Source organism: Cellulomonas sp. P5_E12 (genome assembly GCF_054049315.1).
On record NZ_JBFUMP010000005.1, the window covers coordinates 180,487 to 191,546 of the forward strand.

7 protein-coding genes are annotated in these 11,060 nt (G+C 73.3%); 2 read left to right on the plus strand and 5 right to left on the minus strand.

Annotated features, from left to right (window positions below; translation table 11 throughout):
• Positions 1 to 6 precede the first annotated feature (6 nt).
• The 3 genes from treZ to glgX are packed head-to-tail and all read right to left on the minus strand — an operon-like array spanning position 7 to position 6,564.
• Entirely contained in the window at positions 7 to 1,797 is a 1,791-nt protein-coding gene (gene treZ, locus ACXJKA_RS06265) for a malto-oligosyltrehalose trehalohydrolase (RefSeq protein WP_456824318.1), read from the minus strand.
• Between the two features lie 4 nt (positions 1,798 to 1,801).
• Positions 1,802 to 4,312 (minus strand): malto-oligosyltrehalose synthase, encoded by a 2,511-nt coding sequence (treY, locus tag ACXJKA_RS06270; protein WP_456824319.1) that lies wholly within the window; start codon positions 4,310 to 4,312, stop codon positions 1,802 to 1,804.
• Positions 4,309 to 6,564: a glycogen debranching protein GlgX gene (glgX, locus tag ACXJKA_RS06275; RefSeq protein WP_456824320.1), complete on the minus strand. Its 2,256-nt coding sequence runs from the start codon at positions 6,562 to 6,564 to the stop codon at positions 4,309 to 4,311. The genes treY and glgX overlap by 4 nt, the downstream gene beginning before the upstream one ends.
• Before the next feature lie 173 nt (positions 6,565 to 6,737).
• Here glgX and ACXJKA_RS06280 point away from each other — a divergent pair, with 173 nt between their 5' ends.
• On the plus strand, positions 6,738 to 7,967 hold the full coding sequence (locus ACXJKA_RS06280; protein ID WP_456824321.1) for an NAD(P)/FAD-dependent oxidoreductase: 1,230 nt from the start codon (positions 6,738 to 6,740) through the stop codon (positions 7,965 to 7,967).
• Here ACXJKA_RS06280 and ACXJKA_RS06285 read toward each other — a convergent pair.
• The gene (locus ACXJKA_RS06285) at positions 7,964 to 9,055 is read right to left on the minus strand and encodes a carboxylate-amine ligase (RefSeq protein ID WP_456824322.1); all 1,092 of its coding nucleotides are present in this window, start codon (positions 9,053 to 9,055) and stop codon (positions 7,964 to 7,966) included. The two genes, ACXJKA_RS06280 and ACXJKA_RS06285, sit on opposite strands and share 4 nt — an antisense overlap.
• Before the next feature lie 86 nt (positions 9,056 to 9,141).
• Here ACXJKA_RS06285 and galE point away from each other — a divergent pair, with 86 nt between their 5' ends.
• Positions 9,142 to 10,107 carry a UDP-glucose 4-epimerase GalE gene (gene galE / locus ACXJKA_RS06290; protein WP_456824323.1) on the plus strand — a complete coding sequence of 322 codons (966 nt, stop codon included), beginning with the start codon at positions 9,142 to 9,144 and terminating at the stop codon, positions 10,105 to 10,107.
• Here galE and ACXJKA_RS06295 read toward each other — a convergent pair.
• A complete protein-coding gene (locus tag ACXJKA_RS06295) occupies positions 10,104 to 10,919 on the minus strand; it encodes a hypothetical protein (protein ID WP_456824324.1) in 816 nt (271 codons plus the stop codon). The genes galE and ACXJKA_RS06295 overlap by 4 nt on opposite strands.
• Positions 10,920 to 11,060: the final 141 nt, after the last annotated feature.

Genomic DNA, 11,060 nt, shown 5'->3' on the forward strand with positions numbered 1-11,060 from the left:
CCTCCGTCAGGCAAGCACCACGACCGACCCAGTCGGGGTGTGCACGACCGCGCCACCGGGCGTCGGGACGACCGCGACCGGGTCCCATGCGGCGACGACGTCAAGCGGGTCGTCGGTGCGCACGGGCACCGCGACCTCGCCGCCGGACAGGTTCATGACGACGCGCGCGCCCCCGCGGTGCAGCACCATCCAGCCGTCCCACGGCACGTCCGGGCGGTCGTGCTCGGCGGCGCCGCCCCACACGAGGTCGGTCGCGGCGAGCTCGCCGGAGCGCAGGTCCGGCACGGTCCGGCGAAGGGCGATGAGCGTGCGGTACCAGTCGAGCAGCCGGCGGTGCTCGGGGTGGGCCGGGTCGTCGAGCTCCTCGCGCGTGAGGACCGAACGGCGGAACGTCGCGGGGTCCTGCGGGTCCGGTATCGCCAGGTCGCCGCCGCCATCGAGCTCGCTCCAGCCGAAGCCCCCGAACTCGCGGCGCCGGCCGTCGCGCACGGCGGCGGCCAGGTCGGGCTCGGGGTGGTCGGTGAAGAACTGCCACGGTGTGCGCGTGCCCCACTCCTCGCCCATGAAGAGCATCGGGCTGAACGGGGACAGCAGGACCAGCGCGGCCTCGACGGCGAGCCGGCCCGGGTCCAGGCGGGCCGACGGGCGGTCGCCGAGCGCGCGGTTGCCCACCTGGTCGTGCGTCGAGGCCGCGACGACGAACCGGTGGCCGTCCGTCCCGGGCGGCACCGGGCGTCCCCAGTCGCAGCCGCGGAACGTCGAGAAGCCGCCGTCGTGCACGAAGACGCTGGTCAGCGCCTTGTGCAGGACGTCGGGGGAGCCGAAGTCGACGTAGTAGCCGTGCCGCTCGCCGGTCACCAGGGCGTGGATGGCGTGGTGCACGTCGTCGTCCCACTGCGCGGTCATGCCCCGGCCGCCGTCGGTGGTCGGCGTGATCGACACCGGATCGTTGAGGTCGGACTCGGCGACCAGGGACAGCGGCCGCCCGAGCTCGGTGGAGAGAGCCGCGACCTCGTCGGACAGCTGCGCGAGCAGATGCTGGTCCGAGAAGTCGATGAGCGCGTGCACGGCGTCCAGGCGCAGGGCGTCCACGTGGAAGTCGCGGAACCAGCGCAGCGCGCTGTCGCAGACCCACCGCCGGACCTCGTCGGACCCCTCGCCGTCCAGGTTGATCGCGGAGCCCCACGGCGTCTGGTGGGTGTCGGTGAAGTACGGGCCGAACACCCCGAGGTAGTTGCCCGACGGGCCCATGTGGTTGTGCACGACGTCGAGGCAGACGCCCAGGCCGCGGGCGTGCGCGGCGTCGACGAACGCCTGCAGCGCGGCCGGACCGCCGTAGGGTTCGTGCACCGCGAAGGTTCCGACGCCGTCGTAGCCCCAGCCGTGCACGCCGTTGAACGGCGCGATCGGCAGGAGCTCGACCAGGTCGACGCCGAGCGAGACCAGGTCGTCGAGGTGGTCGATCGCCGAGGTGAGGGTGCCGCCGCGGGTGAACGTGCCGACGTGCAGCTCGTACGTCACGTGACCACGGGCGTCCACTCCCGCCCAGCCGTCGTCCGTCCACGGGAAGGATGCGGTGTCGTACACGCGGCTCGGACCGTGCACCCCGGAGGGCTGCCACGCGCTGCGCGGGTCCGGCCGAGGGTCGCCGCCGTCGACGGCGAACGCGTAGTCGGTGCCGTGCGGCAGGTCCCGGTCGCCGGACCACCAGCCGTCCTCGACGGACATCGGGACGCGCGCGGAACCCAGCACGAGGTCGACGCGCGCCGCGGACGGCGCCCACACGCGGGGGAGCACCGGCTCAGCCCTCCGCCCGCACCAGCAGCGCCACGGGCAGCCGGTCGAGCAGCGGGCCGACGTCGACGACGCCGCCGACGACGGGCCGGTCGGTGAGCACGTCGTGCCAGTCGCCCTCGGGCAGCGCCACGGTGTGGTGCGACCAGCCGCCCAGCCGGTCGACGGCCGCGGCGAGCCGGGTGGCGACGACGGCCACCCGCGGGTCGCCCGCGACGGTCCGGGCGTAGGTGAGCGAGTGCCCCGACGAGTGGGCCAGCGGCAGGAACCCGCTGTCGGGTCCGACGAACGCCTCCGGCAGCGAGCGGCGCAGGCGCAGCGCCCGCGAGGTGACCAGCAGCTTCTCGTCGGCGAGGTCGCGCGGGCCGGCGCCGTCGTCGAGCCGCGCGAGGCGGGCGGCCAGGGGCTCCAGGGGGACGGGCCGCCGGTTGTCGGGGTCCACCAGCACGGGGTTCGGCACCTCGGTGCCCTGGTAGACGTCGGCGATCCCCGGCAGCGTCAGCTGGACCAGCTTGGTGCCCAGCGTGGCGGCGCGGACCGCGGGCCGCGTGAGGACCTCCCACCCGTCCAGCAGCGCGGCGACGCCGGGATCGGCCAGCGCGTGCCGCGCGGCATCGAGCACGGCTCGCTCGTAGGCCTCGTCGGGGGCCGTCCAGGTGGTCCGGCTCTTGGCCTCGCGGATCGCCTTGGTGAGGTACTCGACCAGGCGGTCCTCGGCGATCGGGCCGCCGTCGGTCCACGTGCCGGCGAGCGTCTGCCACAGGAGGTACTCGGTGCGCCCGTCGAGCAGCGCGCTGCGGTACGGGGCGGACGTCGCGCGCAGGTCGTCGACCAGGACGGACCACTCCCGTGGCAGCTCGCTGAGCACACCGAGGCGCGCGCGGGTGTCCTCGCCGCGCTTGGTGTCGTGCGTCGAGAGCGTGGTCATGCCCAGCGGCGCCGAGCGTTGCTGCTCGGCCGCCCACGCCGACAGGTCGGTGGGTGTCAGCGCGAACTGCTCCGGGGCGCCCCCTACCTCGCACAGACCCGTGAGGTGGGTCCAGCGGTAGAACGCCGTGTCCTCCACGCCCTTGGCCATGACGGCGCCGCAGGTCTGCTGGAACCGCACGACCAGCTCGTCGCGCCGGGCACCGCGGGTTCGCCCGGCGCTGCCCACCTCGCGGCCGAGCAGCAGGTCGACGACGACGTCCATCGTCTCGCTGCGCTCAGGCGACAGGCGGGTGCGCGCGTGCGCCGCGGCGGCCAGCATGACCTCGAGCGACTCGGGGTGCACGGGCTCGCCGGGCACGACGTACGCGCGGTAGCGGTCGAACGCGACGAGCAGCTCGATCAGGCAGTCCTCGAGCGCGCGCCACGTGTGGTCCCGCAGGCGCAGGTCGTCCCGGCAGATGTCGGCCGCGAGAGACGTGAGCCGGTGCACCTCGGCGTAGAGCGGGCCGTCGACGATCTCGCGCTTGGCCTGCTCGGCGATCGCCGGGAACGCGTCCGACGTGTCGCCCGTGAGCCGGTGCATGACCGCGCCGAGCACCGCCGCGCCGCCCGGGTCGACGAAGGCCTGCTGGATGCGCCACAGCGCCTCGTACCCGGTGCTCCCGGTGGTCGCCCAGTCTGCCGGGAGCGTCTCGAGGCCCTCGAGGATCTTCTCGACGACGACCCACGCCCCGCCGCTGGTCTCGCGCAGCCGGGCGAGGTAGCCGCCGGGGTCGGCGAGCCCGTCGGGGTGGTCGATCCGCAGGCCGTCGATCGTGCCGTCGGCGAGCAGCGAGAGCACGAGCGCGTGCGTGGCGTCGAACACGGCAGGGTCCTCGACGCGGACGGCGAGCAGCGTGCCGACGTCGAAGAACCGGCGGTAGTTCAGCTCCTCGTCGGCCACCCGCCAGTACGCGAGGCGGTAGTGCTGCCGCTCGACCAGCTCCGCCAGCGACAGCGACTCCGTGCCCGGGCGGATCGGGAACACGTGGTCGTAGTAGCGCAGGACGGTGCGCGTCCCTTCGCCCGGGATCTCCACCTCCTCCAGCTGGAGCTCGTCGCGCCCGAGGACGGCCCCGATGCGGTCGCCCAGCACGGGCATGAGCACCGCGCCGTCGCCCGCGGACCAGTCCACGTCGAACCAGTCGGCGTAGGGGGAGTCGGGGCCCTCGGCGAGCACCGACCACAGGGCACGGTTGTGCCAGACGGGCGTCGGCACCGCCATGTGGTTGGGCACGATGTCGAGCACGAGGCCGAGGCCGGCCTCGTGCGCGGTCGTCGCCAGGCGGCGCAGCGCCGGCAGGCCGCCCAGCGACGGGGCGATCTCGTCGTGGTCGACGACGTCGTAGCCGTGCGTCGAGCCCGGCGCGGCGCGCAGGATCGGCGACAGGTAGACGTGCGTGACCCCGAGCGACGCGAGGTACGGCACCCGCGCCGCGACGTCGTCGAGCGTGAGGTCGGCACCCAGCTGCACGCGGTAGGTCGAGACCGGCACGGGCTTGCCCGCCGTCGGCAGCCGGCGGGTGGGCGTCGGGCGCTGATCGCTCATGCGGTCGGGCGCGGCCGAGTCGTGCGTCGCTTCGGCTTCTCCTCGGTCGCCGTCGCCGACGCCCGACGCTTCTTCGCCTGCTTCGCCGCCTCGCGGGAGGCCGTCGCGACCGCACCGATGCCCGAGGCGGTGGCCGACGCGGCGATGGGCGGACGGGTGAACACGATGATCGACTTCTCGCGGAGCGTCAGCTCCGCTCCGGCGTCGACCGTGCTGCCGGCCTCGATCTGCGAGTCGGTGTCGACCACGGCGGTCCAGACCTCGCCGAAGTCGACCTCCGGCATCGTGAACGTCGCCGGGTCCGGCTGCCCGTTGAACAGGATGAGGAAGCTGTCGTCGACGATCTCCTCGCCACGCCGGTCCGGCTCCGGGATGGCGTCGCCGTTGAGGAAGACGGTGACGGCGCGCGCCTGGTCGGCGCCCCACGCGTCGTCCTGCATGTGCTCGCCGGTGGGCGAGAGCCACGCGATGTCGAGCAGGTCCGACTCGCCGCCGTGCTCGGGTGCGCCGGCGAAGAAGCGGCGACGCCGGAACACGGGGTGGTCCTGGCGGAGGCGGACGATGCGCCGCGTGAACTCGAGGAGCGCGTTCTTGTCCTCGTCGAGGTCCCAGTCGATCCAGGAGATCGGGCCGTCCTGGCAGTAGACGTTGTTGTTGCCCCGCTGGCTGCGGCCCAGCTCGTCGCCGTGCGCGAGCATGGGAACGCCCTGCGACAGCAGGAGCGTCGTGAGGAAGTTCCGGCGCTGGCGCGCACGCAGCGCGAGGATCGCGGGGTCGTCGGTCGGACCCTCGGCACCGCAGTTCCAGGAGCGGTTGTGGCTCTCGCCGTCGTTGTTGCCCTCGCCGTTGGCCGAGTTGTGCTTCTCGTTGTACGACACGAGGTCGTTGAGCGTGAAGCCGTCGTGCGCGGTGACGAAGTTGACGCTGGCGATGGGGCGTCGGCCGGTGTGCTCGTACAGGTCCGACGAGCCGGACAGCCGGCTGGCGAACTCGCCCAGGGTGGACGGCTCGCCGCGCCAGAAGTCGCGGACGGTGTCGCGGTACTTGCCGTTCCACTCCGACCACAGGGGAGGGAAGCCGCCCACCTGGTAGCCGCCGTCACCGACGTCCCACGGTTCGGCGATGAGCTTGACCTGCGAGACCACCGGGTCCTGGTGCACGAGGTCGAAGAACGCCGAGAGGCGGTCGACCTCGTGGAACTGCCGGGCGAGCGTGGCCGCCAGGTCGAACCGGAACCCGTCGACGTGCATCTCGGTGACCCAGTAGCGCAGCGAGTCCATGATCAGCTGCAGCACGTGGGGGGAGCGCATGAGCAGCGAGTTCCCCGTGCCCGTGGTGTCGAAGTAGTGCGCCTGGTCGTCGTCGACCAGCCGGTAGTAGTTCGCGTTGTCGATGCCCCGGAAGCTCAGCGTCGGGCCCATGTGGTTGCCCTCCGCGGTGTGGTTGTAGACCACGTCGAGGATGACCTCGATGTCCGCCTCGTGCAGCGCGCGCACCATGGCCTTGAACTCCTGCACCTGCTGCCCGGACGAGGCGAACGCCGAGTAGCCGTTGTGCGGCGCGAAGAAGCCGATCGTGTTGTAGCCCCAGTAGTTGGACAGGCCCCGCTCGACCAGCGACGGGTCGTTGACGAACTGGTGGACCGGCATGAGCTCGACCGCGGTCACGCCGAGCGAGGTCAGGTGCTCGATGACCGCGGGGTGCGCGAGGCCGAGGTACGTGCCGCGCAGCTCGTCAGGCACCGCCGGGTGCTGCATCGTCAGGCCGCGCACGTGCGCCTCGTAGATGACCGACTCGTGGTACTCGTGCTGCGGCGGGCGGTCGTGGCCCCAGTCGAAGTACGGGTTGATGACCAGTGCCTTCATGGTGTGGGCGCTGGAGTCGTCGTCGTTGCGCTCGTCGGGGGCGTCGAACTTGTACGAGTACAGGGACGCGTGGCCGTCGATCTGCCCGTCGATCGCCTTCGCGTACGGGTCCAGCAGCAGCTTGTTCGGGTTGCAGCGGTCGCCCTGCGCAGGGTCGTCGGGCCCGTGCACGCGGTAGCCGTACCGCTGGCCGGGGGAGATCGCCGGCAGGTAGCCGTGCCAGACGAACGCGTCCACCTCGGGCAGGTCGACCCTGGACTCGTTGCCGCCCTCGTCGAAGAGGCACAGCTCGACTCGTTCGGCCACCTCCGAGAACAGGGCGAAGTTCGTCCCGGTCCCGTCGTAGGTGGCGCCCAGGGGGTAGGGGCGGCCCGGCCACATCAGCATGCATGCCAGCGTGCCAGTCAGCCGTCCATCTGGCGCGTGGGGCGACCAGTTGGTCGGGGTGGACTTCGCCACACGCCCAGCCGTTGCGTCCGGGCCTGCGACCTGGTGCGCTGGCCTTCGACACCGAGCCCGCGGACCCGACATCCGGTGGTCCGACGAGATGGAGGACAGCCGTGAGCGGTCAGGTCGTGGTCGTGGGAGCGGGCTTGGCCGGTGCGAAGACCGTCGAGGGGCTGCGGGAGCGGGGGTACGACGGCCGGCTCGTCCTGCTCGGCTCCGAGACCGAGCGGCCGTACGAGCGGCCACCCCTGTCCAAGGGCTACCTGCAGGGCAGCGACGAGCGCGACGGCGCGTTCGTGCACGCCGCCGACTGGTACGCGGCGCACGACGTGGACCTCCGTCTCGGCACGACCGTCGCCTCGGTCGACCTCGCGGCGCGCGACGTCGTCGACGGCTCCGGCACCCGCACGCGGTGGGACCACCTGGTGCTGGCGACCGGCTCCGAGCCGCGGCGGCTCGACGTCCCCGGCGCGCACCTGGACGGCGTCGTGCACCTGCGGACCCTCGACGACAGCGACCGTCTGCGCGCCCTGCTGGCCGCCGGCAAGCACGTCGTGGTGGTCGGCGGCGGCTGGATCGGGCTCGAGGTCGCCGCCGCGGCCAGGGCCGCCGGGTGCACCGTCAGCGTCCTGGTGCGCGACCCCCTGCCGCTGCTCGGCGTCCTCGGCCCCGAGCTGGCGGCGATGTTCGCCGACCTGCACCGGGAGAACGGCGTCGACCTGCGCACGCGCACCGAGGTCTCGGAGATCGTCGCGGCGGGTGACGGCACGCACGTCGGCGCGGTGGAGCTCGCGGACGGCACCCTCGTCGACGCCGATCTCGTCGTCGTCGGGATCGGCGCGGCGCCGCGCCTCGACCTCGCGAGGTCGATCGGCCTGCACGTCGAGGACGGCGTCGTCGTCGACGCCCACCTGCGCTCGTCGAACGCCCACGTGCTGGCCGTCGGCGACATCGCCCGCGCGCACCACCCCTTCTACGGCACGCACGTGCGGGTCGAGCACTGGGCGAACGCCCTCAACCAGCCCGCGACCGCGGCGGCGACGATCGTCGGGGCCGACGAGCCGTTCGACAAGCTGCCGTACTTCTTCACGGACCAGTTCGACCTCGGCATGGAGTACGTGGGGTACGTGGGCGCGCACGGGTACGACGAGGTGGTCGTCCGCGGCGACCTCCAGAGCCGGGAGCTCATCGCGTTCTGGCGCCGGGACGGGCGCGTCCTGGCCGGGATGAACGTGAACGTGTGGGACGTCGTTGACGACGTGCAGGCCCTCATCCGGTCCCGAGCCGTCATCGACCACGACCGGCTGGCCGATCCCGACGTGCCGCTCGCGGACCTTCTCTAGGCCAGCGTGCGCGCGGCGGCCCGGCGGACCACGTCGTCGTCGTCGGCACCCTGAGCGCGCCAGCCGAGCTGCTGGACGGCGCCGTTGCCGCGCCGGAGCACCGCGGCGACCTGGCGTTCGACCCACTCGAGATCGCCGGCCTCGGCCAGCGCGGGCCGGACGTGGTCCACCAGCTGAGCGATCACCTCGGCGGCCGGCAGCGGCTTGCCCGACAGCGGGCTGACCAGCTCGCCCGTGATGCCGGAGCGCGCCGCGCGCCAGGTGGCCGCCCGCAGAAGCTCGGTGCGGGGCTGCATCGCCGGCCCGTCGGGCTGCGTGAGCGCGGTCTCGGCGAGCCCCCGCACCAGGGCGGCCTGGAGCGCGGCGTCGTCCGCGTCGAGGCACACGTCGGCCACCCGCACCTCGACCGTCGGGTACCGCGACGACAGGCGGGCGTCGAAGTAGACCATCCCCTCGTCGAGGATCGCGCCCGAGCCCAGGAGGTCGTCGATGACCACGTGGTAGCCGGCGGCGTCGCCGAACGGTGCCGTCGGACCCGCCGTCGGCCACCGACCCCACACCTGCGAGCGGTAGGACGCGTACCCCGTGCTGCTGCCCTGCCAGGACGGGCTGTTGCCGCTCAGCGCGAGCAGCACCGAGTTCCACGGGCGCAGGTGGTCGAGGATCCGGACGCCCTCGTCCTCGTCGGCGATCCCCACATGGACGTGGCAGCCGCAGGTGAGCTGGTCGCGCGCGGTCTGCGCGAACTCCGACCGGATGGCGTACGCGCGCTTGTCGGGCAGGACGGTGGACTCCACGACCTGCGGTGCCGACGCCAGCGCGGCGATGCGCGCACCCGCGAGGCGTGCCAGCGCGTCGGTGCGGGCGCGGCCCGCGCGGATCTCGGCGGCGAGCTCGCCGAGGTCGGCACGCGGTGGCGTCGACGTCTCGATCTGCTCCTGCTTGAACTCCTTCTCGACGTCCCCGCCGGGTTCGTCGGTGCTGGACCCGTCCGCGGCGGCGTGCCGGAGCACCGTGACGGCGACCGACGTCGGCCGGCCCTCGGGGGTGACCAGCAGGAACTCCTCCTCGACGCCCAGGGTTCGCATCGGAACAGTGTGGGGGACGGGGGATCTGTGCGCGCGGGATGCCATATCCACCTGTCAGTGCGCTGTGTACCGCTAATGTCCACGCCGTGACTGTGCTCGTGACCGGGGGAGCCGGGTACATCGGCGCACACGTCGTAGGGCTGCTGCAGGGCGACGGCCGCGACGTGCTCGTCGTCGACGATCTGAGTACGGGGTCCGCGGCGCGGGTGCCCGGCGCGCCGCTCGTCAGACTCGACCTCGCGGACCCGTCGTGCGTCCAGCCGCTCGCGGAGGCCTGCCTGCAGCACGGTGTCACCTCCGTGATCCACCTTGCCGGCCGCAAGCGCGTGGACGAGTCGGTCGCCCGACCACTGTGGTACTCGGCGCAGAACGTCGACGGGCTCGTGCACGTGCTCCGGGGCACCCGCTCGGCGGGCGTCGACCGCTTCATCTTCTCGTCGTCGGCAGCGGTCTACGGCTGCCCCGCGGGGCCGCTGGTGGACGAGGACGAGGAGCCGAGGCCACTGAGCCCGTACGGCCGGACCAAGCTGGCCGGCGAGCACCTGGTGCGCGCCGTCGCCCGGTCGAGCTCGCTGCGCGCCGTCTCCCTGCGCTACTTCAACGTCGCGGGCGCTGGCTGGCCCGAGCTGGGTGACACGGGCGAGCTGAACCTCGTCACGCACGCGCTCGCACGACTGACCCGGGGCGAGCGCCCCGAGGTCTTCGGCACCGACTGGCCGACCCGTGACGGCAGCTGCGTCCGCGACTACCTGCACGTGCTCGACCTGGCGCGAGCGCACACCCGCGCCCTCGACGCCCTGGAGGCCGGAGTGCTGCCGCGGAACGAGTACAACGTGGGGACCGGCCGGGGGTCGACCGTGCTCGAGATCCTGGCGCGGCTGGGTGAGGTGACGGGCCTGGACGCCAGGCCGCTCTCCTCGCCAAGGAGGGCCGGTGACGCCTCGAGCGTGGTCGCGGCCGTGCACAACATCAGGGACGACCTCGGGTGGGTGGCGGAGCTGGGGACCGACGCGGTCGTCTCCAGCGCGTGGGAGGCCTGGCGGGCCCGCTAGTCGCCGCGAATCGCCGCCGCCGCCGCGACCTCGGCGTCAGCGGACTCCGGAGAACCGAAGCGCGCGACGACGACTGCGCCGACGAGCACGAGCACGAACGCGACCGCGGACGCCGTGCCCGCGCCTTCGGCGGGTCGGTCGCCCGCGAGGGCGATGCCCAGCGCGGCGCCGGCCACGGTCTCGATGCTCACCATGAGCGCGGTCACGGGGACGACCGCGGCACGCCGCAGCGCCAGCGCGGCGATCGCCAGCCCGAGGAGGCTGCACAACCCGGCGCTCCAGGCGATCGGGTCGGTGAGCACGTCGGCGACGCTCGTGATGTCGACGACGTGCGCCCCGAGCGCGGTGATCCCGAAGGCGAGCCCGGACAGCCCGGCCAGCACGAGCCCTCGCCAGGGTGTCGGTCGGCCCGCCGCGGTGACGGCGGCCAGGGCGCCGATGACGACCGTCGCACCGACGACCAACCACGTCGTGCCCGCGGCCGCCGGGTGGGCCGACTCCGGCGCCACGGCGAGCGCGAGGACGACCAGACCCACGCCGAGCCCGGCCAGCCCGAGCCAGTCGCTCCATCGCAGCCGGGCGCCGAGGAATGCAACCGCAAGCACGGCCGAGACGGCGAGGCTCGACGCGCGGCCGGCCTGGACTGCGAACAGCGGGAGTGTCCGCAGCGCCACGAACGCGAACCCCGCGCCGAGCGCCACGAGCACCAGCGCGACGAGGTAAAGGGGGCTGCGGGCAAGTCCGCCGACCAGCGAGGCGCCGAGGCGCACGTTGGCAGGCAGGTGCCGCGCGGCGGCCGCCTGGAGAACCACGGCGGTACCCGAGCACACGGCGGCTGCGGCGACACAGAGCAGTGCGAGCCCCACCGGCAGCCCCCTGTCATCTCGTGACGCGTGTCAGTGGCGTCGCGCGCGCCGGAGGCACCCTATGCTCCACGCGAACCGCCAGGGGAG

Coding starts and splice junctions, on each gene's coding strand:
- treY (WP_456824319.1), bottom strand. CDS start 4,312: ATGAGCGATCAGCGCCCGACGCCCACCCGCCGGCTGCCGACGGCGGGC.
- glgX (WP_456824320.1), bottom strand. CDS start 6,564: ATGCTGATGTGGCCGGGCCGCCCCTACCCCCTGGGCGCCACCTACGAC.
- ACXJKA_RS06285 (WP_456824322.1), bottom strand. CDS start 9,055: ATGCGAACCCTGGGCGTCGAGGAGGAGTTCCTGCTGGTCACCCCCGAG.